The sequence below is a fragment of the Micromonospora sp. WMMD1102 genome (genome assembly GCF_029626265.1).
Classification (GTDB): domain Bacteria; phylum Actinomycetota; class Actinomycetes; order Mycobacteriales; family Micromonosporaceae; genus Plantactinospora.
On sequence record NZ_JARUBN010000001.1, the window covers coordinates 2,342,508 to 2,368,333 of the forward strand.

Here is a 25,826-nt window from a genome sequence, read left to right on the forward strand (position 1 = left end):
CAGAACCACAGAAAACGGAGCAATCAATGTCCAAGAAGCGTTTATCGCTCGGGAAGCTCGCCTTGGCGACCGTCGCCGGCTGCACCGCCGCGGTCCTGGCGGCCTCTCCGGCGCTCGCCGACACCTCGCAGGTGTCCGCGTCCGCACTGCAGATCACCCTGTTGGGTGGGACCGTAGCCAGCTCGGGCACGTTCACCGCCAGCAACACCGACGGGGGCAGCGAGACCACCAGCGGCGACCCAGACCCGCTGCTGAGCGTGCTGGGCGGGCAGACCGTTATCACCGCCGGCGTGCTCGGCCAGTACGGCCGTGCCCTGTTCGGCGGTGTCTCGCGCGGCTGTGCCGGGGTGGTCGGCACCGGCGGCGCGTTCGTCGTCGGGGCGGACGGCACCTGCGTCGTCGACAACGGCGCCGAGGTCGACTTCGTACTCGGCACCGTCGGCCTTGCCACGATCAGCCTCACCGCGGACGCCATCTACGCCACCTGTGAAGCGACCAGTACGCCGACCGCCAGCGGCGCGGCCTCGCTGGTGAACGCCCGGATCACCTCCACGGTGCTCGGCATCGAGACGACCCTGCTCAGCCTGCCGGCGAACCCGCCCCCGAACACCGGACTGACCGTGCCGGGTCTGGTCAACCTGCTGCTCAATGCCCAGACCAGCTCCGGACCGGGACAGATCGACGTCACCGCGCTCCAGCTCGAGGCGCTGTCCGGGACCCTGGTCTCGCTCGAGGTGGGCAACGTGATCTGCGGCCCGAACGCGATCGCCCCACCGATCCCGGTCATCCCGCTCGCCGGGGCGCCGATCGCGGCAGGTGCGCTCGGGCTGGTCGCCGTCGGCGGGCTGCTGCGCTACCGCAACCGTCGCGGCGTCGGCGTACGGAGTTGAGGACCCGGCATGCCGGACAGGAACCACAGACCCGAGATCATCCTGCTTGCGGGTACCCGCCCGGAGGGGGTCAAGCTGGCCCCCCTGGTGATGGCACTGCGCCAGGACGACCGTTTCACCGCGGCCCTGGTCGACGCCGGGCAGCATCCCGCCCAGGTGACCGACGCCCTGGCGCCGTTCGGCCTTGCTCCCGACGAGGTGCTGTTCCCGGTACGCCGGGACGGCTCCCTCGCCGAGCTGGCGGCGGCACTGATCGCCGCTGTCGACGCCGCCCTGGCCCGCCGTGACCCGGCTGCCGTGGTGGTGCAGGGGGACACGCTCACCGCGCTGATCGGCGGGCTGGTCGCGTACTGGCGGGGTATCCCGCTCGTCCACCTGGAGGCGGGGCTGCGTACGCACAACCCGGGCGAGCCGTTCCCGGAGGAGGCGAACCGGACCATGCTGGCCCGGCTGGCGGAGCTGCACCTCGCACCCACCGAGACGGCGCGCCGGAACCTCGTCGCCGAGGGCGTTCCGGCGCCTCGGGTCGTCGTCACCGGCAACACCGTGGTGGATGCGCTCGACCACCTGGTCGAGAACGACCTGGCCCGACCGCCGGCCTGGCTGGAGGGCAACCGGCCGGTGGTGGTGGCGACGATGCACCGCAGGGAGAACTGGGGGCAGCGGATCCGGGACGTCTGTACCGGACTGGTCCGGGTCAACGAGGCCCGACCCGACGTCCAACTGGTGGTCGTCCTGCACCCCAATCCGGTTCTCGCGGCGGACATCACCGCCGCGCTGTCCGGCAGGCCGGCGGTGCGGCTCGTCCCGGCGATGTCCTATCCCGAGATGATCGGTCTGCTCCTCGTCGCCGACGTGGTGCTGACCGACTCGGGCGGCATCCAGGAGGAGGCGGCGACGATCGGCGCACCGCTCCTGGTGACCCGGGATCGCACCGAACGCCCCGAGGCGCTGGCCGACGGGCGGGGACGGCTGGTCGGCACCAACCCGGACGACATCGCGGACGCGGTCGTCGCGCAGCTGCGCCGGGAGCCGAAACCGGCGCTGCCCTCGCCGTTCGGCGACGGACGGGCCGCGTCGCGTGCGGTCCCGGCGATAGCCGGTCTGCTGTCTCCGGCTCTCGTCCGGAGTCCGGTCACGGAATCCGTCGGCGGCCGGCGAGACGACGGATGGCTGGCCGAGACGGCCGGCCACGAGGAGGACGACCTCGACATCGTCCGCCGGCTCGTGCAACGGGCCAGCGCCACACCGGCGGTCTTCTCCGCCGTCCGATAGTCACCACCAGCCCACGCGGCCGGAGCGTCCGGCCCGACCGGAGGCTCCGGCCGCGTGGCCGACCCCGGGCCGCACAAAGCCCGGGAGACAGGCACCAACAGGAAGTAGCGATGTTGACTAGAGCACAGAGCCCACTGCGCCGTCTCGGCCTCCTCGCGGTCGTCGCCGGCCTCCTCGCGCCGATGCCCGTCTCGGCGGCCGGCGCCGCGCCGCCGCCCTATGCGGCTCCGGACAGCAGCGGCACGCTGGAGATCCGGGCGGCCGGCGCGTCTGGCGGGGAGTCGACCGATCCGGGCGGCTCGCCCCGGTTGACCCTGCACGCGAAACCAGGACAGAGCGTCGAGCGCTGGGTCGAGGTCGTCAACCCGTCGCGGGTCCGGCAGCAGGTGACCGTCTACCCGGGCGCGGCGGCCATCGAGAACCACGCCTTCACCTTCGCCAACGGCCGATCCGGTAACGCGCTCAGCGGTTGGACCCGTGTCCAGACGCCGGGTTTCCGGCTGGCACCGAAGGCAAAGAAGTCCGTACGGATCCAGATCCGCGTGCCGAAGAACGCCGCGCGGGGTGAGCGGTACGCGGTGCTCTGGGCCCAGATCGGCAGCGCGGCGGCCGGGACGGCCGAGCGGGCTGCCACCCAGGTACGTCGCTCCGGGCTGCGGGTCTACCTGAACGTCGGCACCGGAAAGGAACCACAGCCAAACTTCGAAATCGTCGGCATGCGCGCCGAGCAGACCGCTCGAGGGATGCCCGTGGTCGTCGCCGAGCTACGCAACAACGGCCTGCGCGCCGTGAATCCGCAGGGCACGTTACGACTGTCGACCGCCAGCGGGCCGGCACCGTCTGGGGCGTTCACCGCGCTCGGCGGAGTGACCATCGCACCGAACAGCACCGGGTTGATGACCGTGCCGCTGCACGGCGAGTTACCCAGCGGGCCGTGGGACGTCGAATTCGCCGTCGCAAGCGGCGCGGTACTGCGGGAGTCGAAGGCGACGCTCAGCCTGCCCGGCGCGCCCGCGGCCGCTACGCCGGACGAGGCGGACAGCGACGGAGTTCCGGTGCTGCTGCTCGTCTCGGCCGGTGCGCTCCTGCTGGTGCTACTCCTGTTTCTGGTCGTACGGCGGCGCCGAACCCGGCAACCGGCAGGCGCCCACCGGGCGCGCTGACGCCGCCGAGACCAACCCCGGCTACCAGGCCGGCCCTGCTCTGGCATCCACGTCGGAGCAGAGCCGGCCTGCCGCTGTACTTCTCGACCGGCCGCGAATCCGCCAAGAGCCACGGGCTGCCTACCGTGACGGCCGAGCGGGATCTCTCCGTCTGCCTGCTCCGATCCGCATCGTCCGTCAGGGTCAGCGGCCGTTCGCAGCCACGGAACGGATCCGCAGGAAGGCGCTGACAGGCTCGGCCGTCGGGGCGGACGGCGGTGCCACCGGGATCGTCGACCTTCCCGGCGACGAGCGTGTCGCCGAGGCGACCGGCTCCGGGGCAACCGGGTACCTCGGTCGGTGCCGAGGGGCGGGCCGGGGCCGGCGCGACGAGGGTCTGCTCCACCTCTTCAGCGCCAGGGCCGGGCGCTCTACCAGATGCCACGACGCGATCGCGAGGACCAGCGTCCCGAGCAGCGACAGTGCGAGGTAGGCCCAGAGGCCGTATCGGGCGCCGCCGAAGAGCGCGACGAGCTGCTGCACCGGGAATGCGTAGATGTAGATGCCGTACGAGTAGTCCCGGGTACGTCCGATCCGGGTCAGCCGGGACGGCAGCGCGACGCCCAGGTAGAGGAGCAGGTAGGCGTACGCGGGCAGGCCGAGCACGACGAAGGCGCCCTGCCAGGCAGTGCCGACCGCCGTCACGGTCGCGACCAGCGCCAGCGGGCCGGACATTGGCAGCCGGTGGGCGTACAGCCGGGCCGCCACGCCGCCCAGGAAGAGAAAGCCCAGGTAGAGCACGTGATTGGCGGCGAACGAGCCAACCAGCGGGAACGGACCGACCGCGCCTCTGTCCGGCGGCCGGACCGTCCAGTGTCCGGCGGTGAGGACGTCCCGGACGATGAACGCGTAGCAGAGCACCAACAGCAGCAGTACGGTGCGCGGTGCGCGGCGGAGCGCCGCCGTGCCGAGCAGCGCGCCGAGCAGCGCGTAACAACCGAGTTCGTACCGCAGGCTCCACAGCGAGCCGTTGAACGCGCTCGGCGCGCCCGCCAGCCGGCCGAACGGGGTGTCGGCCAGCAGCCCGGAGATCGGGTACTGCTCCATGCTCGCGAGCCAGTTCGTCCGGACATACTCGGTCGGACCCGCTGGATGGGTCCAGAAACCGTCGAGCCCGCCTAGCTCGTGGTACGCCGCGAGTGGGGCGAGGACGAACGCGGTGACCAGTAGACATACCCACAGCCCCGGGAAGATGCGTAGCGCCCGGTGCCAGAGGTACCTCGGGAGCGGAAACCGTAGGCCGCTGCCGGTGACCAGGAACCCGGACACCACGAAGAAGCCCTGTACGCAGAGCATCCCGAGGTCGACCTGGCCGGAGCTCACGGACCAGCCGGGGCTGGGCAGACCGAATCCCAACGGCCAGGCGTGCGCCACAAGCACTCCGATGGCGAGTACAAGACGCAGGAAGCCGAACGCGTTCTGTCCCGGCGAGTAGCTTTCGTGCAGTGTGCGGCGGAGACGGTGACCAATCGACAGGGCAGACATGTAAGTAACCCCCAGCAGAAGACCTGGTGACCGAGGTGAGGTGCGAGGGGGCTGGGCACGGCCGGCCGGAGGAGCATGCCACTGTCGTACAAGGCTAATTGCAATGCGTGATGAATGTGCACTAATAAGTGATTAGCCCGAATCGGCGCACTCCGCCGCCGCTTCAGCCGGAGCAGGCGGCGGAGCAGGACGACCCAGGAGTACGGGTGCGGGCGCGTCCCCGGTCAGCCGAGTTCGGTGGGCGGGTTCTCCTTGTCCCGGGAGATCACCTGGCCCTTGACGTCGACCCAGCCGAGCGGGCGGGCCGGGTTGCCGGCCACCAGCTGATGCGGCTTGACGTCCTTGGTCACCACCGAACCGGCCGCGATCATCGCGTACTCGCCGATCTCGACGCCGCAGACGATCGTCGCGTTGGCGCCGATCGAGGCCCCTCGGCGGACGGTGGTCGGGGTGATCTCCCAGTCCGGGTTCTGTGCCCGGGGTCGCAGGTCGTTCGTGAAGACCGCGCAGGGGCCGACGAAGACCTCGTCCTCGATCGTCACGCCCTGGTAGACGGAGACGTTGTTCTGGATCTTCACCAGGTCGCCGACGACGACGTTCGCGTCGACGTAGACGTTCCGGCCGATCACACAGTTCGTGCCCACCTGGGCGGTGGAGCGGACGTGCGCGAGGTGCCAGACCTTGGTGCCGTCGCCGATGCGGGCACCCTGGTCCACCTCGGCCGAGGGGTGCACGAAGACCGTTTCCGGGAGCGCGGCAGACTCGTTCATCGCTGAAGTCACGACTTCGCAGGATACGGGAGTGGCCGGGCCGGTCAGCCCGGGGGACGGAGGGTCGACTCCGGCAGGTAGATCCGGTGCCGGCCGACCTGGGTCACCCGGGCCGGCACGCCCGAGCCGCGCAGGTGCTGCTGGAACGCGGCGTCCGCAGGCCCGCCGGCTTCGAAGACGAAGCCCGGCCGCTCGGCCGCGCCGACCCGTTTCGGGTACGCCGGATAGCGGTCCTGCCCCGGCCGCAGGTTCTCGCCGAGCACCGCGCAGGCGACCCGTTCCCGGGTGACGAAGACGAGCCGGTTGCAGGTCCAGTACTCGGCGTACACGGCCTGCACCCCGGCCCGCTCCAGGGTGCGGGCGAGCCGCCGTTGGTCCCGCTCCTCGGCCCGGATGGTGCCGATCTCGCCGACCAGGTGCCCGGTGGGGCCGACCAGCAGGGCCACCAGCAGGGCGAGTACGGCGGCACCGAGTATCCCGGCGAGCCGGATCGGCGGCCGGACGCCGGTCCGCCCCGACCGTCGGGCGAGCAGCCAGAGCGGCCAGAGCACGGCCGGCAGCGAGATCTGCAGGATCGACAGGTAGCGGGCGCTGGCCAGGGGTGCGCTGCCGGCGAGCGAGCTGCGGGCGTACGCCGCGACGGTCAGCGCGGCGCCGAGCACCAGGGCGAGCTGGGCGGCGTACCCGACGCGGGCGGCCCGGAGCCCGTCCCCGCTCCGACCGGTGTCACCGACCCGTGCCGCGTCGCTGGTCCGTGCCGCGTCACCGGCCCGTTCGGTGTAGCTGATCCGTGCCGCGTCACCGGCTCGTTCGGTGTAGCTGGACCGCGTCGGGTCGCGGTGCCGGGCGGGGCGGGCGAGTCCGAGTGCCGCCAGCGCCCCGGCGGCGAGCAGCAGTGCCAGGTAGAGCCCGCCCCAGGTCATCTCCAGCGGGTCGCAACCCTCCGGCCGGCAGAGTCCGGTGGCGAGCGGGATGCCGACCAGCAGCGCGCCGTGCAGCCGGTCGTCACCCGGGGTAGCCGCCTCCTCGCCCTCGCTGACCTGCCGCAGTACGGAGATCGAGTCCTGTCCGGTCGGCGCGGTCAGGTTGTCGGCGACCAGCGGGGCAACCCCGACCAGGAAGCCGGCGACCAGCAGCGCGCCGGCCGGTCCGAGCAGGTCCCGCCAGCAGCCGACCAGCAGGACGCCGAAGGCGACGGCCAGGTACGGCAGCACCAGCCAGTCGTCCCAGACGCAGAGCCCGGCGAGCAGGCCGAAGAGGCCGAACGCCAGGTACCGGTGCCGGGTGCGGTGCTGGCCGAGCGCGAGCGCGATCAGCAGCAGGCCCAGTACGGCCGGCTTCACCTCGGGCCGCCCGCCGACGGCGGTGATCTGGTCCCGGACCACCCGTTCCCCGCCGAGCGCGAGTACCCCGACGGCGAAGGTGGCCAGCCAGGGGGAGTAGAGCCGGCGGGTGAGCCGGTACACCAGGTAGACGAAGGCGGCGTAGAGGAGCAGCAGCGGTATCCGCAGCGGGATCCAGCCGGCGCCGAAGAGCAGGAACAGCGGCGCGGCGAGGTAGCTCTGCACGGTACCCATGTAGTGCTGGCCGTAGAGGAAGACCGGGAGTTCCCGGCCGTCGGCGATGTGCAGCGCGGCCAGGCCGAAGGTCGCCTCGTCGCTGTTCGAGCCGGGGACGGTCAGCAGGACCAGCGCCAGCCGGTAGCCCAGGCCGAGCAGGCCCAGCCCGAGCGCCAGCGCGCCCGGCCGGTCGAGGGTGCCCGACCGCCGCCCCCCGCGCGGCACCGCCACCGAGACCCCCGTGCCCGGCGTAGCTGTCCCGCCCACTCGCCAGTCTCGCACGCCGCCGCCGGCCGGACCCGCCGATTCGGCGCAGATCGCCACGCTCCGGTGTGGTCCGCCACGCCCCGGTGTGGTCCGCCACGCCCTGGTGTGTGCTCCGCCGTGCGGCGGTGCCGGTTCGCCTCGGTCGGACCGGTGACCTTTCCACCGGGTTAGTTGATCTGTCTCGTAGCCGGACCGGGTGCGCTGTGGCAGGGTGGCTAGGTGTCGCTGATACCCGCCGGTCCGGCGCCCGTGCCGAGGCTGCACCGGGCGGCCCGGATCGAGGACGCGGTTCACCAGTTCATCGAGCGCCGCCTGGGGCAGGGTGGGTGGGATGCCACGATCATCCCGTACGCCGGCTACGGCGGGCCGGGTTGGATCCGGGTGCTCGGCCGCGTCCTGCTGACCCGGCTGCGCCGCCGCCCCCGCGAGGGACCGGAGAAGGTCCGCGGCTGGCGAAGCTTCGCCACCCTGCCGGTCCAGCACGCACCGGTGGTGATCGAGGCGGGTGGCCGCCGGCACGAGACCCGGGCGGACCGCAGCGGCTTCGTCGACCTGGTGGTCGAGGCCGACCTGGCGCCCGGCTGGCAGACCGTACGCCTGTCCAGTCCCGGCGCCGAGCCGGTCGACGCGCCGGTCCGGATCGTCGACCCGGCGCTGCGGATCGGGATCCTCTCCGACATCGACGACACGGTGATGGTGACCGCGCTGCCCCGGCCGCTGCTGGCCGCGTGGAACACCTTCGTGCTCGACGAGCACGCCCGGATGGCGGTGCCCGGCATGGCGGTACTGTACGAGCGCCTGGTCAACGCCCATCCCGGCGCCCCGGTGCTCTACCTCTCGACCGGTGCCTGGAACGTCGCGCCGACCCTGACCCGGTTCCTGTCCCGGCATCTCTATCCGGCGGGCCCGCTGTTGCTGACGAACTGGGGCCCGACGGCGGACCGCTGGTTTCGCAGCGGGCGGGAGCACAAGCGGGCCACCCTGGCCCGGCTGGTCCGCGAGTTCCCGGATATCCGCTGGTTGCTCATCGGCGACGACGGCCAGCACGACCAGGAGATCTATGCCGAGTTCGCCGCCGACCACCCGGACAACGTCGCCGCGGTGCTGATCCGCCGGCTCTCCCCGACCCAGGCGGTACTGGCCGGTGGCTTCCCGGCCCCGACCGGCAGCGGCGAGGGCAGCACTCCGGCCGCCGGGCTGCTAGGGGAACGCTGGTTCTGCGCGCCGGACGGGGCCGGGCTGTGGCGGCTGCTCCGGGAGGCGAACCTCGTCTGAGGACTCGGGGACCCAGGCTGGAAGATCATCCGGAGGATCCGGCCGGGAGGCCGACCGAGGGCCGCCCGGTCAGCTCTCCGTGGCGGTTTCCTCCGCCCGGCGGCGTTCCCGTCGACCCCGGGTGATCTCGGTGTCGAGTGCGTCCAGCCGCTGGGTCCAGAATCCCCGGTAACGTTCCAGCCACCGGTCGATCTCCTGTAGGGGGGCGGGGTCGACCGCGTAGAGCCGGCGGGTGCCGGCGGCGCGTACGGTAGTGAAGCCGTTCTCCCGGAGCACCCGCAGGTGCTGTGAGACGCCTGGCTGGGAGATGCCGAACTCGGCCTGGACCACCGCGCTGACCTCGCCCGCCGAACGCTCGCCGTCGGCGAGCAGTTCCAGGATCCGCCGCCGGACGGGATCGCCGAGAACGTCGAACGCGTGCACGTCGCCATCCTTTCAGCGTCCACTTATATAACTAGAGTCTAACGTCAATCCGGGCCGGTCCGGACGACCCTACCGGCCCGGTGCCCGGTCCCGGGCCGGCCGCCGGCCGGCACGGCGCCGCCCGGTGCTGATAGACAGGGACGATGCGGCTTCCCCTGATCCAGATCGACGCCTTCGCCGACCGGCTGTTCGAGGGCAATCCCGCGGCCGTGATGCCGCTGCCCGACTGGCTGCCCGACCCGGTCCTACAGGCCCTGGCCGAGGAGAACAACCTCTCCGAGACCGCCTTCTACACCGCGCAACTGCCGGCCGGGGCCGAGCCGCCGCCCGGCGGCGATCCCGCCTACCACCTGCGCTGGTTCACCCCGGCGGTCGAGGTCGACCTCTGTGGGCACGCGACCCTGGCCACCGCCGGGCAACTCTTCGACGACGTGCACCCGCAGGCGCGCCGGCTGCTGTTCTGGACCCGCAGCGGCTGGCTGCCGGTGAGCCGGACCGAACGCGACGGTGAGCTGGAGCTGGACTTCCCGGCTGGACGGCTGCGGGCCGTACCGGACGGCGACGAGGTCTCGGCCGCCGCGGTGACAGCGCTCGGCATGCTGCCGGAGCAGCGGTTCCAGGACATCGACCTGGTCTACGTGGTCCGGGACGCCGCCGAGGTCCGGGCCGTCGCGGCGGACTTCACCGGGCTGGTCCGGCTGCCGGTACGCGGAGCGATCGTCACCGCCCCCGGTGGGACCGGGGGCGTCGACTTCGTCAGCCGGTGGTTCGGGGCCGGGGCGGGCGCCTTCGAGGACCCCGTCACCGGTTCGGCGCACAGCCAGATCGCGCCGTACTGGGCGGAGCGTCTCGGCCGGACCGCGCTGACCGCCCGCCAGCTCTCCGCCCGGGGCGGCACGGTGCACTGTCTGGTCGACGGCGACCGGGTACGCCTGCGCGGCAGCTACCGTCGCTACCTCGACGGCGTCGTCACGCTGCCGGAGTCGACGGAGTAGCCGCCGTCCACCGGAGAACCCGGCCCGGCGCCCGGTAACCCGCGTGCCTGAGATCCCGGGGGCAACCGGCCAGCCAGCCGGTCGCCCCCGGGACCGGTCGTCACCGGGCGGGGCGAGTCCCGGCGGTGCGGTCGGTGGGTACCGGTCGAGGGTGTCCCCGGTGGTCCCGTACGGGCAGTCGTCCCCGCAGTCGGCGGGAACGGGACATCGTCGTCCTTCCAGTGCGGACGGCCGGCGGTCAGCTCCAGTGCAGCGAGTAGACCTGGGGCGTTCCGCAGTAGCCGGCCGGGGTCGGCACCGGCGTCGGTGCGTTCGTGTTCGAGGTCCGGCAGACCTGCACGACTACCGCGTCGACACCCGTCGACGGCACCTCGGGGGCCAGCCGGAAGCTGTACTTGGCGATGTCGTTGTCCACCCTCGCCGAATTCTGGCTGATCGGCCGGCCGTTGCCGTAGGCGTAGAAGGTGACGAAGCTGAACAGGCCGTCGTCCCGGCAGACCGGGCCGGGGTCGCGCTCGTAGGGGCGGTCGGCGATGGTGCCGGTGACGGTCACCGAGCCGAGTCCGGGCGGTGCCGAGATCGGCAGGAACTCCAGGGTTCCCTCGGCGAGGCCGAACCGGCAGCTGTCGCCGCTGTCGGCCGCGAACGCCTGCGGAGCCAGGTCGGTGCCGGTGCCGGCTCGGGCGGGTGCGGCCGGCGCGGCGAGGGTGAGCAGGGCGGCGGCGAGTACGAGCGCCGACCGGCGGATCGCTCGCGACATGGTGGTACCTCCTCCGTTGGACGGACGGTGCGGGTGGCGGTGCCCGGCGCGATGGCGGTCGGACAGGGGACGGCGGCCACCGTCAGACATTGTCACATGTCGATGTCGAACGTGGTTGACCTCAACAAAGGTCGAGGGCCGATCCTCCAGGTATGAGTGCCAGCCCCGAAGAGGCCACCAGCAGAGCCCGCCGCACCGCACCCGACCACGGCATCCAGCCGGTCCGCGCCGGTCGGCCGTCCGCTGACGGTACGCCGTGGCGCCCGCCAGCCGGTCCACTCTGGTTACTCCTGCTCGCCTCCACCCTCACCGTGCTGGCCGGAGCGGTGCTGGCACCGGTGGTCGAGTTGCTCCGCGCCGACCTCGGGATCAGCCCCGGTGCCGCCGGACTGGTGCTGACCGCACACGGGCTGTCGCTGGCCCTCGTCGGTCCACTGGTCGGCCGGGCGATCGACCGGTGGGGCGTGCCCGGCCCGCTCGCCGCCGGACTCGTGCTGTACGGCGTGGCCGGCGGCGCGGGCCTGCTGCTCGACGACTACGTACCCCTGATCGTCAGCCGTCTGCTGTTCGGGATCGGTGCCGCCGCCGTCTTCGCCGGCACCACCCTCGCCCTGCTCGACCTGGCGGCTGGAGCGGCCCGGGACCGGATGATGGGCTGGCGCACCACCGCGATCAGCCTCGGCGGGGTGCTCTGGCCGCTGCTCGGCGGCGCCCTGGGCACGATCTCCTGGCAGGCACCGTTCGCGGTCTACCTGCTCGGTGTCCCGCTCGGCCTGGTCACCCTCCGGATAATGTCCACATCGGAGCGCCCAAGTCCTGCCCGACCGGCCCGCCCCGAACCGCTGCCGCTCGGGCGCTCCGGACCGGCCGGGCGACGTGGTGGACCGGTGGCGCTGGTCGGCTACGGGCTCCAGACGGTGGCCACCGCGCTGCTCTACGGGGTACTGGTGTTCCTGCCAGCACGCCTGGCCGAGGTCGGTGTCCGGGAAAGTTTCCTGGTCGCGCTCTTCGGCGCGCTGCTCTCCCTCGCGATGAGCCTGACCGGGCTCCGCTTCGGCTGTCTCCGCGCCCGGTTCGGCGGGTCGGGCCTGCTGCGCCTCGCCTTCGGCGCCTGGACGGCGGCGCTGCTGCTCTTCGCCTTCGGCGCGTCGCTGATCGTGCTGCTCGTCGCCTCGGCCGTCTTCGGCTTCGGCATGGGGCTGGCCGTGCCGGCCCTGACGGTACTGGTCGCCGAACACGCCCCGGCCGGCCGACGTGGGCAGGCGACCGCGCTGCTCGGCACCGCCACCTTCGCCGGCCAGTTCGGCTCGCCGCTGCTGTTCGGGCCGGTCGAGGCGGCCACCTCGCCGAGCGGGGTCTTCATGGTCGCCGCCACCGTCGCCGCGCTGACGCTGCTGGCGGTGTTCGTCGCCGGAGCGCGCCTCGACAGCGCACCCGCGACCGACTGAACAGTCCTTCGTAGACTGCCGCGCATGGCGGATTCCACCCCGGTCGTCACCGTGGTCACCGTACTGGTGACGGCCGCGTTCGCCGTGGCTCTGCTCGGTGCCGTCGGCTATCTCGTCTCCGGTCTCCTCGACGTGGTGTTCAACCGTGGGCTGCACGGTCACCTGCGGAAGCTCGACTCGGTCCCTGCGCAGGTCGCCTACGGAGCGGTGCACCTGCCGGTCGGTGCCGCACTGGGCGCCGTGTTCGCCGGGCTGGGGATCAACCTGCTGACCGCCGAGGAAGCAGAGCCGCAGGTCAGGGTGCTCGGCGTGATCCTCCCGATCGCCGGTGTGGCCTCGGTCTACCTGCTCGGCGTCGGAATGGCGAGAAGAATGCAGACGACCGCCGGGCTGTCCGGTGCCCGGCACCGGATCGCCGAGGCGTCACGGCTCGTCCGTACCCGGGCATGGACGTCACGCCAGGAGGTGGAGACGGTCACGGCCACGCTCGGCCGGATCGGAAGGGTCGGCGTCGTGTTGCGGGCACGAGGGCAGGACCGCCGGTTCTTCCGCTGGGTCCGGAACAGGGGACGGATCCGGCCGACCCTGTGGCTGATCCTCGGATGTCACCTTCTGGTGGACCTCTTCTTCGTCTTCGGAGTGACCGTGTTCCTGATCGCTCCGGAGGATCCCGGGGCCTCGGCCAGATGGGTCCTCGTCGCCATGGGCCTCAGCACACCCGTCCTCGTCGCGGGACTGCTGCTGTCATGGACGAGCTATCGCTGGGTCTGCCGGCGGGTCGGCGACGAACTCGTCGCCAACACCGAACGCCTCCTGCCACACCTGCACACCGCCCTCGCACAGGTCGCCGCGCCCGCCGCGCAGAACACCGCCGACGTGAGCTTGGCGGCGTCGTGGCGGCAGTTCACCCGGACGCTCGGCCGGACCGTCCGGCGCTTGTGGAACGGCTAGCCGGGACATCTGCCGCGGGCGGCGCGCCGGATGGCCCCGCCTATCGGACTCTCGACCGGACAGCGCGGGAAGCCGCGCTCAGCCGGGGCGCAGCCAGAGTACGCCCAGCGGCGGCACCCGCAGCGCCGCCGAGGCGGGCAGGCCGTGCGACGGCTGCTCCTCGGCGGTGACCGAACCCAGGTTGCCCACCCCGGAACCGCCGTAGCAGTCCGCGTCGGTGTTCAGGATCTCGGACCAGCGCCCGGCCGTCGGCAGCCCGATCCGGTAGCCCTCGTGCGGCAGCGCGGCGAAGTTCGCCACGCAGACCAGCGGCGAACCGTCGGCGGCGATCCGGACGAACGCCAGGGTGTTGTTGGCGGAGTCGTCCGAGACGATCCACCGGAAACCAGCCGGTACGGTGTCCTGGGACCAGAGCGCCGGATTGTCCCGGTAGCCGTGGTTCAGGTCGCGCAGCAGCCGTTGCACGCCGGCCCGACCGGGATCGTCGAGCAGCCGCCAGTCCAGCCCCCGGGTCTCGCTCCACTCCTGGTCGTCGCCCAGCTCGCAGCCCATGAAGAGCAGCTGCTTGCCCGGATGCGCCCACATGTACGCCAGCAGTGCGCGCACCCCGGCGAGCCGGCGCCACTGGTCGCCGGGCATCTTGCCGAGCAGTGACCCCTTGCCGTGCACCACCTCGTCGTGGCTGATCGGCAGCAGGTAGTTCTCGCTCCAGGCGTACACCAGGGAGAAGGTCAGCTCGTTGTGGTGGTGCTGCCGGTAGATCGGGTCCCGGCCGAGGTAGCCGAGGGTGTCGTGCATCCAGCCCATGTTCCACTTGAAGCCGAAACCCAGCCCGCCCGCGTCGGTCGGCCGGGTCACCCCGGGCCAGGCGGTCGACTCCTCGGCCACCATCAGCACGCCCGGATGGGTGCGGTAGACGGTCGCGTTGACCTCCTGGAGCAGCGCGATCGCCTCCAGGTTCTCCCGGCCGCCGTGTTGGTTCGGCAGCCACTCACCGTCTTCCCGGGAGTAGTCCAGATAGAGCATCGAGGCGACGGCGTCCACCCGCAGACCGTCCACATGGAACTCTTCGCACCAGTAGAGCGCGTTCGCCACCAGGAAGTTGCGGACCTCGGGACGGCCGTAGTCGAAGACGTACGTGCCCCAGTCGGGGTGCTCGCCGCGGCGCGGGTCGGGGTGCTCGTAGAGCGGGGTGCCGTCGAACCGGGCCAGCGCCCACTCGTCGCGCGGGAAGTGTGCCGGCACCCAGTCCAGCAGCACCCCGATGCCGGCGGCGTGCAACCGGTCCACCAGGTGGCGGAAGTCGTCCGGGTCGCCGAACCGGGAGGTCGGGGCGTAGTAGCCGGTCACCTGGTAGCCCCAGGAGCCGCCGAACGGGTGCTCCATCACCGGCAGGAACTCGACGTGCGTGAAGCCCATCTCCAGCACGTACCCGGTGAGGTGGTCGGCCAGCTCCCGGTAGGACAGGCCCGGCCGCCAGGAGCCGAGGTGCACCTCGTAGACGCTGACCGGCTCCTGGTGCGGCTGCCGCCGGGCCCGCTGGGCCAGCCACTCGCCGTCGGACCACTGGTAGCCGGAGGAGTAGACCACGGAGGCGGTGGCCGGCGGCACCTCGGTGTGCCGGGCCATCGGGTCCGCCTTGTCCCGCCACTGCCCGTCCCGGCCGAGGATCCGGTATTTGTACCGCTGCCCGACGGTCGCCTCCGGGACGAAGATCTCCCACACGCCGCTGCAGCCGAGCGAACGCATCGGCCAGCCCTGGTGCGCGCCCCAGCCGGTGAAGTCGCCGACCAACCGGACGCCCCGGGCGTTCGGCGCCCAGACCGCGAACGCCACCCCGCCGCCGGGGGCCGGCCGGGCGCCGAGCGCCGTCCAGAGCCGTTCGTGCCGTCCCTCGGCGATCAGGTGCCTGTCGAGTTCCCCGACGGTCGGCGGATGCCGGTACGGGTCGTCGCACGGCTCACCGCCGTCGACCACCACCCGGTAGTCCAGCACCGTACCGGGTACCGCCGCCTCGAAGATCCCCTCGTCGTGCACCCGGCGCATCGGCTGCCGTGCCCCGTCGACGAGCAGCTCGACCGTGCCGGCGCCCCGGCGGAGGGTACGGACGACCGTCCGGCCGTCCGCCGGGTGCGCGCCGAGCAGGGCGTGCGGGTCGTGTGCCGTACCGGCGATCAGCTCGTCCATTCCAGCCCTTCCGCTCCGGCGTCCCCGTCGGCGTCCCCGGTCCGATCTTCCACCCCGGCGCCGTCGCGGTAGGGGTGCACGGTGAAGACGTGTGCGGGGGAGACGAACGGGTCGAGCCGGACCGCGTTGTGCTGCCCCCAGTCGTAGCGGGCGCCGGTCAGCTCGTCGTGCACGGCGAACCGCTCGGGCCAGTCGAGGCCGAGCGCCGGCATGTCGAGCACGGTGTTGCCCCACTGCACCTGCCCGGGGTCGACGGAGCAGACCACCAGCACCGTGTTGCCGGTCCGCTCGTCCCGCTTCGACCAGCAGAGCAGCGCCGGGTTGTCGATGTCGTGGAAGACCAGGTTGCGCAGCCGGTGCAGGGCCGGGTTGTCCCGCCGGATCGCGTTGAGCCGGGCCAGGAACGGGGCCAGCGACTGCCCCTCCGCCTCGGCCGCCGCCCAGTCCCGGGGCCGCAGCTCGAACTTCTCGTTGTCCAGGTATTCCTCGGCACCAGGCCGGGCCACGTGCTCGAAGAGTTCGTAGCCGGCGTAGATCCCCCAGGAGGGCGAGAGCAGGCTGGCCAGGATCGCCCGGATCCGGAACATCGGCGGCCCGCAGTGCTGGAGGTGCTCCGGCAGGATGTCCGGGGTGTTCGGCCAGAAGTTCGGCCGCATGTGGTCGACCGCCCCGACCAACTCCTCGCAGTATTCCCGCAGCTCGGCCGTGCCGGTCCGCCAGGCGAAGTAGGTGTACGACTGGGTGAAGCCGATCTTGCCGAGCCCGTGCATCACCGCCGGTCGGGTGAACGCCTCGGCCAGGAAGAGCACGTCCGGGTCGTGCCGTTTGACCTCCCAGATCAGCCAGTGCCAGAAGTCGAACGGCTTGGTGTGCGGGTTGTCGACCCGGAAGATCCTGATGCCCAGCCCGACCCACCGCAGCACCACCCGGAGCACCTCGGCCCGGATCCCCGCCGGATCGTTGTCGAAGTTGACCGGATAGATGTCCTGGTATTTCTTCGGTGGGTTCTCGGCGTACGCGATCGTCCCGTCCGCCCGGGTGGTGAACCACTCCGGGTGCTCGGTCACCCACGGGTGGTCCGGCGCGGCCTGGAGCGCCAGGTCCATCGCCACCTCCAGCCCGACCTCCCGGGCGGCGGCGACGAACGACCGGAAGTCGTCGACGGTACCCAGGTCGGGGTGGATGGCGTCGTGCCCGCCCTCGGCCGCGCCGATCGCCCACGGCGAGCCGACGTCGTCCGCCTCGGCGACCAGCGTGTTGTTCCGGCCCTTCCGGTTGACCCGGCCGATCGGATGGATCGGCGGCAGGTAGAGCACGTCGAAGCCCATCGCGGCGACCCCGGGCAGCCGCTCCGTGGCGGTGCGGAAGGTCCCGGACCGGGCCGGCTGCCCGTCGGCGGCCAGCACCGCACCCTCCGAGCGCGGGAAGAACTCGTACCAGGCGGAGAAGAGCGCCCGCTGCCGGTCCACCCAGATCGGCAGGGCCGGCGCGCTGGTCAGCAGGGTCCGGACCGGATGCGTCCAGAGCAGGTCGGCCAGGCCCAACGCCGGCGAGACCCGTTCCGGCACCGGCCGGTCACCGTCGCGCAGCGCGGCGGCGGCCTCTCGGACCCGGTCCGACTCCGCTTCGGGTACGCCCTCGGCGGCCCGGTCCAGCAGCTCGGCGCCCTCGGCCAGGTCGTTCGCCAACTCGCTGGCACCCTGCCCGACGTCGATCTTCTTCAGCACGGCGTCGCGCCAGGTCAGGTAGGGGTCCTCGAACGCCTGCACGGTGAAGCTCCACTCGCCCACCGCGTCGGGGCGGATGGCGGCGTGCCACCGGTCGTCGAAGTTCGGGCCGGGCCGCATCCGGACCACCGGCCGCGGTGCGCCGTCCGGGCCGCGCCAGGCGACCTGGCAGCCCATCGCCGCGTGCCCCTCCCGGTACGACCGTGCGGCCACCGGGACCAGTTCGCCCACCACCGCCTTGGCCGGGTACCGGCCACAGGCCACGGACGGCGTCACGTCCTCGATCGGGATCCGTCCACTCACCCTGCCCAACCTACTGGCAATGATCGCCACCCGCCCGCCGGACGGAGGGCGCTTCAGCTGCTGGCCCAGCCGGGGTCCTGCCTGGCTACCGCAAGACCTGGTTGTCAAACTGGTGTTGGATCAGCGTGGGCGAGACCTGGTAGTGCTGGGCGAGTTTCTCGAGTTCTCGATCTTCAACTCCCATCGAAATGGAGTCGGTGGGAAGCCTTTCTGTTATCCCTTCCGCAGGTGCCAGCAATTCGGCGCCCGTGCGCGCCGCTGGTCGACATCCGCAGCCGCAGCCGACGAGGCAGGGTCCCACGACTCGGGCAGGAACAGCCTCCAGTTGACCGGACACGACATGGTATCGGTGACCAAGTTCAGACTCACCCCGAGCTGGCAGTTGGTGACCTTGCCCGCCGTGCCGGTGTACTGCCTGGCCACAGCCGCCGACGCAGTCCCACACTCGAGTTACCCCGTATCATCCAGGGCCCACGCCGCCGATGTGACCACCTCATCCATCCGCAACGCCAGCCGGCGCCGTACCGGCACCAAATTCCACGGGCTGTTCGTCACGAAGTGGTTCAACGCCTGATCGTGCACCCCCGGCAAACGGCCCGCCATCGGCTGGATCGACTTGCGCCGCCCGTCCAGCATCAACCCGCGTACGTACCGGATTAGATCGATAAACTCCGATGAACGTCCCGTGCCCTCCAAGGCGTCTGTTCGGGTGACAGCGATCCGAGCGAAGGGGCCATTCGACGTGACCTTCGAGGAGTACGTCCACAGCAGGGGTGCGGCGCTGGTGCGCTTCGCACGACTGCTGACCGGTGACGATCACCGGGCCGATGACCTGGTCCAGGAGGTTCTGGCCAAGGCGTACGTGCAGTGGCGGCGGGTGGTGGCGGCGGATCGGCCCGACATCTACGTCCGCAGGATGCTGGTCAACGCCAACTCCTCCTGGTGGCGGCGCCGATCCAACCGGGAACTCAGCGTCGCCGAGATCGTCGACCACCCGGGTGATCGTGACCTGGGTGCCGACGCGGTCGAGCGTGACCTGATGTGGCGCCTGATGGCCAGGCTGCCGCCACGGCAGCGCGCGGTGCTCGTACTGCGGTACTACGAGGACCTCGACGACGCCTCCGTCGCGGAGATCCTGGATTGCTCACCGGTCACCGTCCGGACCACCGCACTGCGGGCCGTCGCCACGCTGCGGGAACGCTATCGCGCTTCCGAATCGATTGTTGGAGCCAATCGTGACTGATCATTTCGAACGAACTCTTGCCACCAGTCTCGACGAGCGGGCGGCAAGCCCGGTCGACACGGCCGGATTGGCGACGGCCGCCGCGCGGCGGGGCCGTACGCTGCGCCGCCGCCGCCGCTATGCGCTGGCCGGCGCGGCCGGTGTCGTCGCCGTGGCGGTCACCAGCGTGGCCGGTGTCGCGGTGCTGGGCCCCGGGCCTGGCGGCGCCGAGTCCATCGGCGCACCGCCGCCGGCCCAGACAGCCAGCACCGAACCGGACCCTGCTCGCTCGACTCCACCACCCGGCGGTTGGCGGGTGCCGGAGCTTCCGGTGGCGGCCGGCGTACCCGGCGCAGCGGCCGACCCCGACCTGGTGGGCGCCGATCCGGGCGCGCTGCACTTCTCGGTCGACGGTCTGACCACCGGCGCCGCGAGCGTGACCTGGGCGGCGGAGCCCGGCAGCGAGAGCATCACTTTCGATACCGGCGGGACCCTCTTCGAGGTCGGTCTCGCCCGCGATCCGGCCCGGCTTGACGCGCTGATCGAACGACACAACGTCGAGCCCGAGACATCCAGGTCGGCCGAGCCGGAGCAGCGGGACGCGACGGTCGGCGGGCTGCCGGCCACCCTCTACGTCTACCGCGTCGGGCCCTCCGAGTACTCCTATCTGCGGTGGCAGCCGCTCCCCGGGGTGTGGGCGCAAGTATGGGGACACGGAGACGCGAGCCGGGTGAGCGACGCCGTCGAGGTGGCGCTGAGGGTGCGCTTCGACGTCGCGTACCGGTGCGTGGCTCCTGTCCGGCTCTCGGCGCTGCCGCCGAACGCCAAGCTCCTCGCGTGTCGGGTGGAACTGGCCGGGAGTGACGTGCCCGACAACGTGGGGGCACTCAGCCGGCTGGTGGGAGCGGTCCTGACCGTCGGCACCGGTGACGACCAGGCCGATATTGACGTAGTTCGACGGCGAGGCTTCGTCTCGGCCGCCGAGATGACCCTCGGCGAGCACCCGGCCTGGAAGACCCGGAACGAGCGCGGCGAATGGCTCATCGTGGCCGCCGACTTCGACGGGGTCGATATCGAGTTGGCCGGTCGCGGCAGCTACGACTACCCCGAGCTGACCGCTATCGGCGAGGGCATCGAGATCGTCGACGACCCGGACAACCCGGTGACCTGGCCGACGAAACCCGTCGACTGATCGCGCCTGCGCCCTGCTGGGGACGCACCGGTGACAAGAGAAGAGACAAGAGAGAGGAGCACCATGCGCGGCTACGCGCGGAGATGGGTCGCGATTCTGGCGACGAGTACGACCTTCCTGGCGGCGCTCGTGGTCATCGGCCCGGCCGGGGCCGGCACGCCGGCACCACCGAATCCGGCCCGGGGCGCGGCGGACGGGCCGGGACGCTGGGTCACCCTGCTCAGCGGTGACCGGGCATACCTGGACTCGGATGGCGAGGTCACGGTCACCCCCCGGGAGAGCCCGGGGCGCGGCCCCGCCTCCTTCAACCTGTACCAACGCGACGGTGACCGGTACGCGCTGCCCGCCGAAGCGGCCCCACTGGTGCAGGCGGGACTGGTCGACGAGGAACTGTTCAACGTCACCAGGCTGGTACGGCAGGGCTACGACGACGCCTCCTCCACGGTGATGCCGTTGCTGGTCCAGTACGCCGACACCACGTCCTCAGCGCGGGCGACGACGATGGCCGGCACCACACCCCGACGGAGACTCCCCACCCTGGGCCTGACCGCGAACGACGTCGTCAAGAACGACGCCCACGGGTTCTGGACCCAATTGTGCGGCCAGGCGGACATCCGCACCCGGTCGCTATCCGGTGGCGTACGCAAGGTGTGGCTCAACGGCCGACACCGAGCCAGTCTGGATCGCAGCGCGGCTCAGGTCGGTGCACCGCGAGCCTGGCAGGCGGGCTACACCGGCCGGGACGTCACCGTGGCCGTGCTGGACACCGGCTACGACCCGGGCCATCCCGACCTGGCCGGGAAGGTCGTCGCCGCCAAGGATTTCAGCGCCACCGGCCGGATCCAGGACGTCAACGGTCACGGTACGCACGTCGCCAGCATCGTCGCCGGCAGCGGGGCGACGTCGGGTGGCACCCGCCGAGGGGTCGCCCCGGATGCCCGGCTGGCGGTGGGCAAGGTGCTCGGGGACGACGGCTTCGGCCAGGACGACGCCCTGCTGGCCGGCATGGAGTGGGCCGCCGCCGAGGTACAGGCCACGGTGGTTAACATGAGTCTCAGCGGCAGTGGTAGCGACGGCACCGGACTGGTGGAGCAGGCGGTCAACCGGCTCAGTGCCGAGCACGGCACGCTGTTCGTCGCGGCCGCCGGCAACGCTGGCCCAGCACGGGTCAACTCGCCGGCCTCCGCCGACGCCGCCCTCGCCGTGGGCAGCGTGTCCCGCCGGGACAGGCTGAGCGATTTCTCCCAGCACGGACCTCGGCCCGGGGACGGACTGGCCAAACCGGAACTCGTCGCTCCCGGCGAGAACATCGCGGCGGCCCGGGCCGCCGGCGCCTTCCCCGAAATCGCCGGTGACGCGTCGCAGGTGCCGCTCTCCGGCACCTCGATGGCGACACCCCACGTGGCCGGCGCCGCAGCGATCCTCGCCCAGCAGCACCCGGAATGGACCGGTGATCAGCTCAAGGCGGCGCTCACCTCGACCGCGGCCCCGATCGACGACGCCAGCGTGTTCCAGGTTGGGGCAGGACGGTTGGACGTGGCCCGAGCGGTCGGCCAGGGGGTGGCCGCCGTTCCGGCCACCCTGGCCACCCGGCTGCCCTGGAACGCGCAGACGGCGAAGCGGGCGCTGACCGTCACCTACCACAACAGCGGTACTACTCCGGTGACGTTGGCGCTGGAAGTGGCGTTGACCGATCCCGCCGGCACTGCCGCTCCGCGCGGTCTCGTCACGTACGACGGCAGCGTGACGATTCCGGCGGGCGGTCGGGCAAGCACCCAACTCACCGTCACCAGTCAGCCGGACCGGCCGGGCACCTACGGTGGCGTGCTGGTCGGCACCGGCAACGGCGTTTCCATCCGTACGCCGATCACGGTACAGCTCGACTCGGAGGAGCACACGATGCGGCTGCGGGCGGTGGACCGGGACGGGGCACCGGTCCAGGTGGAGATGACAGTGGTCAACCTGGACACCGACGACGCCACGCCCGTCTTCGGAGACACCGATCTCCGGCTGCCCACCGGTCGCTACGCGGTCGTCGGGTGGTTCACCGTGCTCCGGCCGGCGCTGCTGGTGCAGGTCGGACACCCGGAGGTGCGACTCACCGGCGACAGCACGGTCACCCTCGACGGGCGGTGGGCAGGTCCGGTGCCGTTCGGCGTGTCCGACCGGCCGGAGGCCCGGGCCGGCCAGCGCGACACCTCGATCGCCGTGACGGCTCGCGACGGTACCCGCGCCACCGCGTACACCATCGTGCACGATCCGGAGATCCACGAGGTGTACGCCGGGAGCGCCCCGGGCGCTGACGGAGCCCGGCTCCGTCTCGCCGACCTCGCCAGCCTGGAACGCCCGCTCGTGGAACTGACCGCGACCGCGCCGGAGCGCCTCCAGGTACCCGTCGCCTGGTACGCCCCCGACGGGCAGTCGGTCTTCACCGGACGCCTCGACCTCGCCACGGTCGCGGTGCCGGTGGGCGCCGGAGGGCAGGTGCCGACCGACGGCGTCGCCGGCAAACTGGTCGTGCTCACCTCCGCCGAACAGGTGGACCCCTTCGACCTCGATCCGATCGTGCGGTCACTCGCCGCCGCCGGGGCCACGATGGTGGCAACCAGCGCGGCCGATCTCCAATGGAACGGCAAACCACTCGCTCTGCCCACGATGTGGCTCGGCGGCCCGCCCGGGGAGCAGCTCACGCGGCTCGCGGAGGCCGGCCGCCTCACCGTCACCGTCAAAGGCAACCCGGCCAGCCCCTATCGGTACCTGCTGGCCTTCTCCCACGAGGGCGCCATTCCGCAAGGGCTCACCCACCGGGCGTCGACCAGCGCGCTCGCCGCCGTGCCGACCAGCTACCACAGCTCGACGCCGGAAGTGCGGCGGTTGAACTGGTTCTACCAGATCGGTGGTTCCTCGTACTGCGTCTGCCGCTCCATGAATGTCCACGGCCCACTCGAGCGGACCGAGTACTACAGCCGCGGAACCTGGGACGTATGGAACAGCCGGGACGGGGAACAGCAGCTCGTGGCGAGCGGACTGGCCCTGCGGGCCGGCGCCAACCCGCCGCTACGCTGGGACCGCGCCGTGCCAGGCCCCCAATTGGGCGCGGCACGCAGCGGTGGCCAGATGTTCGCCGCCCGCGACGACAACGTGATCACGGCTGACCTGCCGCTGACCAGCGACTCGGACGGGCACTGGCGGCTGGTCGCCGGCACGCCGGGCTTCACCGGATCGACCAGCCTTTATCGAAACGGCGTCCGCATCGGTGCGACGCAACAGCCAGGGGCGGGCTCCTTCGCCGTGCCCGCCGGCAGCGCCGAGTACCGGCTGACGGCCGAGGCGGTGCGGCACGCGTCAGACCCCGCGCTGGGCAGGAAGATCGAGGTCGCCTGGACCTTCCGTTCCGACACCACGTCCGCACCGACCGCGCTGCCCCTGCTCGGGATTGGCGTGGCCGCCCCGGTGAACCTACACAGTTCGGTCCGGGTCGGTGACCCGACCCCCGTGCTGATCACGGCGCACCGGCAGCACGGCCTCGGCGCCCCCAGGGTCACCAAGATCGCGCTGGAGGTCTCCTACGACGACGGGAAGACCTGGAACGACAAGGTCGATGTCGTACCCGGCGGACCGGGCTGGCAGGCCCAGGTACCACACCACCAGTCGGGTTACGTGTCAGTACGGGTCAAGGCCACCGACGCCGATCGAAACAGCATCGTCCAGACCGTGCTGCGCGCGTACCAGGTGAGTTGATCGAGATCGGGTGGCCAGGAGTAGTCTCCGGCCACCCGATCGCACCAGACCGGTCGTCGGACCCTTCACACACTCTGACCTCGGGCGTTCCTGGATCCCACGGGCCCTCGGCGGACCGGGCTGGTCGTTCCGGGCCGCCGTCCAGGGTCGAGTCGCGGCACGGCCTGCCGTCGCGACGACACCGGTTTCAAGACGGCACCGTCGTGCGCGAAGAGCACCCGGGCCGGGTCGAGGTCGGCCAGCTGGGACAGCCACTCCGGCACCGGCGGCAGCGCATCCGGCACCCCGTCCCGCGCGGCGCGCAGGGCGAGCGCGTCCGAGCCGTACTGAGTGGCGAAGTCGTGGGCCTGCCCGGCGAGGACCACCGTGCCGTCGGGCCGGCGCAGGGCCAGGACTGGTGCCCGGCGGTGTGCCCCGGAGTCGGGATGATACATACGCCGGGCCAGACTTCGGCCTTGCCGTCCAGTTCCTCGTGCCGGATTCCTGGGAGATCGATCAGTTCGGGGATGGGTGGCCGGGTGCCCCGGCGAGGGCAAGTTCCGTACGCTGCACCACGATCGGCCGCCCGGCGAGTTCCGGGTTCCCGCCACAGTGGTCGAGGTGCGGGTGGCAGGTGAAGCTGGTCATCGCAGTCGTAGCGGGTATCGGGGAGTGGCAGCCTTACGATATCGTGCGCAATCATGTAGGGCTGTGAGCTGCGGTGATACCGCGTGTGGCTACCAGGTGATCATGCGGTCCGAGACCAATCCGGCGACGGCGTTCATCGTCTCGGAAAGTAGTTCACGGCGGCCGGTGAACCGTTGTAGTTGGCGCCACCACTTCAGCTCGGCGATCGCGTGCCCGACCCGGATCCGTTGTGATGACTGGTGTTTATGCACGCATGCCCCGAGTATCGCTGAACGCGGCCGTCCCTGCGATTTTTAGTTCTCGACGGCTTCGCGGTAGACGGTCATGGTGCGGTCGGCGATGGCGTCCCAGGAGAAGTGCTCGACCGCCCGGCGGCGGCCGGCCCGGCCGAGCTCGACGGCCCGTGCCGGGTCGGTGAGCAGTTCGGTGATCGCGTCGGCCAGGTCGGCGACGAAGCGATCCGGGTCCAGCGGGGTGCCGGTGCCGTCGGCGGCCTGGGCGATCGGCACCAGCAGGCCGGTCGTGCCGTCCGCGACCACCTCGGGGATGCCGCCGGTCGCGGTCGCCACCACCGCCGTCTCGCAGGCCATCGCCTCCAGGTTGACGATGCCCATCGGCTCGTAGACCGACGGGCAGACGAAGACGGTGCTGTGGCTGAGGATCTGGATCACCTCGGGCTTGGGCAGCATCTCGGCGACCCAGACCACGCCCTCCCGGCTGCCCCGCAACCCGGCGACCAGCTCCTCCACCTCGGCGGCGATCTCGGCGGTGTCGGGTGCGCCGGCCAGCAGCACCAGCTGGGCTTCCGCCGGCAGCCGGCGGGCGGCCCGGAGCAGGTACGGCAGGCCCTTCTGTCGGGTGATCCGGCCGACGTACGTCACGCTGGGCCGGTCCGGGTCGACGCCGAGCCGCGCCAGCACGTCGGTGCCGGGATCGGGGGAGTACTGGTGGGTGTCGATTCCGTTGTGCACCACCCGGACCCGCTCCGGCGACACCGCCGGATAGGCCGTCAGCAGGTCCCGCATCATCCCGGCGGAGACCGCGATCACCGCGTCGGCGGCCTCCAGCGCGGTCCGCTCGCACCAGGAGGAGAGCGCGTAGCCGCCGCCGAGCTGCTCGGCCTTCCACGGTCGCAGCGGCTCCAGGCTGTGCACGGTCACCACGTGCGGCACCCCGTGCAGCAGCTTGCCGACGTGGCCGGCGAGGTTGGCGTACCAGGTGTGGCTGTGCAGCACGTCGGTGCCGGCGGTACCGGCCGCCATCGCCAGGTCGACGCCCATGGTGCGCAGCGCCGGGTTCGCGTGCGCCAGCTCGGCCGGTTCCGGGTACGCGGTGACGCCCGACTCCGCGTACGGGGACTGGCGCGGTGCGCCGAAGCAGTGCACCCGGGTGTCGGCGCGGGACCGCAGTTCCCGGGCGAGGTACTCGACGTGCACCCCCGCCCCGCCGTACACCTCCGGCGGGTACTCCCGGGTCAGCAGGTCGACCCGGAGCCGCCGGGTTTCGGGCGCGTCTTCGGTCACAGCC

At 71.8% G+C, this 25,826-nt stretch carries 21 protein-coding genes and 1 pseudogene; 10 read left to right on the forward strand and 12 right to left on the reverse strand.

The features are described 5' to 3' along the window. The first annotated feature begins 26 nt into the window (after window positions 1-26). From O7626_RS10500 to O7626_RS10510, 3 genes are all read left to right on the forward strand, one after another. Window positions 27-890, forward strand: coding sequence for a choice-of-anchor P family protein (locus O7626_RS10500; RefSeq protein ID WP_278060969.1), 864 nt, complete (start codon window positions 27-29; stop codon window positions 888-890). A 9-nt stretch (window positions 891-899) separates the two neighbouring features. Beyond that, window positions 900-2,165 carry a UDP-N-acetylglucosamine 2-epimerase (non-hydrolyzing) gene (wecB, locus tag O7626_RS10505; RefSeq protein WP_278060970.1) on the forward strand — a complete coding sequence of 422 codons (1,266 nt, stop codon included), beginning with the start codon at window positions 900-902 and terminating at the stop codon, window positions 2,163-2,165. A gap of 110 nt (window positions 2,166-2,275) precedes the next feature. After that, window positions 2,276-3,328 carry a hypothetical protein gene (locus O7626_RS10510; RefSeq protein WP_278060971.1) on the forward strand — a complete coding sequence of 351 codons (1,053 nt, stop codon included), beginning with the start codon at window positions 2,276-2,278 and terminating at the stop codon, window positions 3,326-3,328. A gap of 183 nt (window positions 3,329-3,511) precedes the next feature. Here the strand turns inward: O7626_RS10510 and O7626_RS10515 are convergent, their stop codons facing one another. The 3 genes from O7626_RS10515 to O7626_RS10525 all read right to left on the reverse strand — a co-directional run bounded on the left by O7626_RS10515 (window position 3,512) and on the right by O7626_RS10525 (window position 7,412). After that, window positions 3,512-4,852, reverse strand: coding sequence for an acyltransferase (locus O7626_RS10515; protein WP_278060972.1), 1,341 nt, complete (start codon window positions 4,850-4,852; stop codon window positions 3,512-3,514). A gap of 224 nt (window positions 4,853-5,076) precedes the next feature. Continuing rightward, a complete protein-coding gene (locus O7626_RS10520; protein ID WP_278066119.1) occupies window positions 5,077-5,622 on the reverse strand; it encodes an acyltransferase in 546 nt (181 codons plus the stop codon). Window positions 5,623-5,666: 44 nt separating this feature from the next. Then, entirely contained in the window at window positions 5,667-7,412 is a 1,746-nt protein-coding gene (locus O7626_RS10525; RefSeq protein WP_278060973.1) for a hypothetical protein, read from the reverse strand. 255 nt (window positions 7,413-7,667) lie between these two features. Between O7626_RS10525 and O7626_RS10530 the strand changes: the two genes are divergently transcribed. Then, complete coding sequence (locus O7626_RS10530) at window positions 7,668-8,723, forward strand: phosphatase domain-containing protein (RefSeq protein ID WP_278060974.1); 1,056 nt, start codon at window positions 7,668-7,670, stop codon at window positions 8,721-8,723. Between the two features lie 69 nt (window positions 8,724-8,792). Here the strand turns inward: O7626_RS10530 and O7626_RS10535 are convergent, their stop codons facing one another. Beyond that, complete coding sequence (locus O7626_RS10535) at window positions 8,793-9,146, reverse strand: metalloregulator ArsR/SmtB family transcription factor (protein WP_278060975.1); 354 nt, start codon at window positions 9,144-9,146, stop codon at window positions 8,793-8,795. Between the two features lie 143 nt (window positions 9,147-9,289). On the opposite strand from O7626_RS10535, the gene O7626_RS10540 reads away from it, so the two are divergent. Further along, complete coding sequence (locus O7626_RS10540) at window positions 9,290-10,141, forward strand: PhzF family phenazine biosynthesis protein (protein WP_278060976.1); 852 nt, start codon at window positions 9,290-9,292, stop codon at window positions 10,139-10,141. Window positions 10,142-10,379: 238 nt separating this feature from the next. On the opposite strand, the gene O7626_RS10545 is transcribed toward O7626_RS10540, so the two are convergent. Beyond that, a complete protein-coding gene (locus O7626_RS10545; RefSeq protein WP_278060977.1) occupies window positions 10,380-10,901 on the reverse strand; it encodes a hypothetical protein in 522 nt (173 codons plus the stop codon). A 152-nt stretch (window positions 10,902-11,053) separates the two neighbouring features. Here O7626_RS10545 and O7626_RS10550 point away from each other — a divergent pair, with 152 nt between their 5' ends. Then, the gene (locus O7626_RS10550; protein ID WP_278060978.1) at window positions 11,054-12,349 is read left to right on the forward strand and encodes an MFS transporter; all 1,296 of its coding nucleotides are present in this window, start codon (window positions 11,054-11,056) and stop codon (window positions 12,347-12,349) included. A gap of 24 nt (window positions 12,350-12,373) precedes the next feature. Continuing rightward, on the forward strand, window positions 12,374-13,300 hold the full coding sequence (locus tag O7626_RS10555; protein WP_278060979.1) for a hypothetical protein: 927 nt from the start codon (window positions 12,374-12,376) through the stop codon (window positions 13,298-13,300). A gap of 78 nt (window positions 13,301-13,378) precedes the next feature. On the opposite strand, the gene glgB is transcribed toward O7626_RS10555, so the two are convergent. The 3 genes and pseudogenes from glgB to O7626_RS10570 all read right to left on the reverse strand — a co-directional run bounded on the left by glgB (window position 13,379) and on the right by O7626_RS10570 (window position 18,153). Next, complete coding sequence (glgB, locus tag O7626_RS10560; protein ID WP_278060980.1) at window positions 13,379-15,487, reverse strand: 1,4-alpha-glucan branching protein GlgB; 2,109 nt, start codon at window positions 15,485-15,487, stop codon at window positions 13,379-13,381. Beyond that, a complete protein-coding gene (locus tag O7626_RS10565; protein ID WP_278060981.1) occupies window positions 15,475-17,517 on the reverse strand; it encodes an alpha-1,4-glucan--maltose-1-phosphate maltosyltransferase in 2,043 nt (680 codons plus the stop codon). The genes glgB and O7626_RS10565 overlap by 13 nt, the downstream gene beginning before the upstream one ends. Window positions 17,518-17,730: 213 nt before the next feature. Continuing rightward, a pseudogene (locus tag O7626_RS10570) lies at window positions 17,731-18,153 on the reverse strand (transposase). 106 nt (window positions 18,154-18,259) lie between these two features. Here O7626_RS10570 and O7626_RS10575 point away from each other — a divergent pair. The 3 genes from O7626_RS10575 to O7626_RS10585 all read left to right on the forward strand — a co-directional run bounded on the left by O7626_RS10575 (window position 18,260) and on the right by O7626_RS10585 (window position 23,672). Next, entirely contained in the window at window positions 18,260-18,760 is a 501-nt protein-coding gene (locus O7626_RS10575; protein ID WP_278066120.1) for a SigE family RNA polymerase sigma factor, read from the forward strand. Next, on the forward strand, window positions 18,753-19,931 hold the full coding sequence (locus O7626_RS10580; RefSeq protein WP_278060982.1) for a hypothetical protein: 1,179 nt from the start codon (window positions 18,753-18,755) through the stop codon (window positions 19,929-19,931). The genes O7626_RS10575 and O7626_RS10580 overlap by 8 nt, the downstream gene beginning before the upstream one ends. Window positions 19,932-19,994: 63 nt before the next feature. Beyond that, window positions 19,995-23,672 (forward strand): S8 family serine peptidase, encoded by a 3,678-nt coding sequence (locus O7626_RS10585; RefSeq protein ID WP_278060983.1) that lies wholly within the window; start codon window positions 19,995-19,997, stop codon window positions 23,670-23,672. Between the two features lie 65 nt (window positions 23,673-23,737). On the opposite strand, the gene O7626_RS10590 is transcribed toward O7626_RS10585, so the two are convergent. The 4 genes from O7626_RS10590 to glgA all read right to left on the reverse strand — a co-directional run bounded on the left by O7626_RS10590 (window position 23,738) and on the right by glgA (window position 25,822). Further along, window positions 23,738-24,106 (reverse strand): hypothetical protein, encoded by a 369-nt coding sequence (locus O7626_RS10590; protein WP_278060984.1) that lies wholly within the window; start codon window positions 24,104-24,106, stop codon window positions 23,738-23,740. Window positions 24,107-24,167: 61 nt separating this feature from the next. Then, window positions 24,168-24,299, reverse strand: a complete 132-nt coding sequence (locus tag O7626_RS10595; protein WP_278060985.1) for an MBL fold metallo-hydrolase — start codon at window positions 24,297-24,299, stop codon at window positions 24,168-24,170. Between the two features lie 89 nt (window positions 24,300-24,388). Next, on the reverse strand, window positions 24,389-24,550 hold the full coding sequence (locus O7626_RS10600) for a hypothetical protein (protein ID WP_278060986.1): 162 nt from the start codon (window positions 24,548-24,550) through the stop codon (window positions 24,389-24,391). A gap of 42 nt (window positions 24,551-24,592) precedes the next feature. Then, a complete protein-coding gene (glgA, locus tag O7626_RS10605) occupies window positions 24,593-25,822 on the reverse strand; it encodes a glycogen synthase (protein WP_278060987.1) in 1,230 nt (409 codons plus the stop codon). Window positions 25,823-25,826: the final 4 nt, after the last annotated feature.

Excerpts from the sequence above, each read along its gene's own strand:
- O7626_RS10515 (WP_278060972.1), bottom strand. The coding sequence starts at position 4,852 with ATGTCTGCCCTGTCGATTGGTCACCGTCTCCGCCGCACACTGCACGAA.
- O7626_RS10585 (WP_278060983.1), top strand. The coding sequence starts at position 19,995 with ATGCGCGGCTACGCGCGGAGATGGGTCGCGATTCTGGCGACGAGTACG.
- O7626_RS10510 (WP_278060971.1), top strand. The coding sequence starts at position 2,276 with ATGTTGACTAGAGCACAGAGCCCACTGCGCCGTCTCGGCCTCCTCGCG.
- O7626_RS10555 (WP_278060979.1), top strand. The coding sequence starts at position 12,374 with ATGGCGGATTCCACCCCGGTCGTCACCGTGGTCACCGTACTGGTGACG.
- O7626_RS10595 (WP_278060985.1), bottom strand. The coding sequence starts at position 24,299 with ATGACCAGCTTCACCTGCCACCCGCACCTCGACCACTGTGGCGGGAAC.
- O7626_RS10545 (WP_278060977.1), bottom strand. The coding sequence starts at position 10,901 with ATGTCGCGAGCGATCCGCCGGTCGGCGCTCGTACTCGCCGCCGCCCTG.
- O7626_RS10500 (WP_278060969.1), top strand. The coding sequence starts at position 27 with ATGTCCAAGAAGCGTTTATCGCTCGGGAAGCTCGCCTTGGCGACCGTC.
- wecB (WP_278060970.1), top strand. The coding sequence starts at position 900 with ATGCCGGACAGGAACCACAGACCCGAGATCATCCTGCTTGCGGGTACC.
- O7626_RS10540 (WP_278060976.1), top strand. The coding sequence starts at position 9,290 with ATGCGGCTTCCCCTGATCCAGATCGACGCCTTCGCCGACCGGCTGTTC.
- O7626_RS10590 (WP_278060984.1), bottom strand. The coding sequence starts at position 24,106 with ATGTATCATCCCGACTCCGGGGCACACCGCCGGGCACCAGTCCTGGCC.
- O7626_RS10550 (WP_278060978.1), top strand. The coding sequence starts at position 11,054 with ATGAGTGCCAGCCCCGAAGAGGCCACCAGCAGAGCCCGCCGCACCGCA.
- O7626_RS10520 (WP_278066119.1), bottom strand. The coding sequence starts at position 5,622 with ATGAACGAGTCTGCCGCGCTCCCGGAAACGGTCTTCGTGCACCCCTCG.
- glgB (WP_278060980.1), bottom strand. The coding sequence starts at position 15,487 with ATGGACGAGCTGATCGCCGGTACGGCACACGACCCGCACGCCCTGCTC.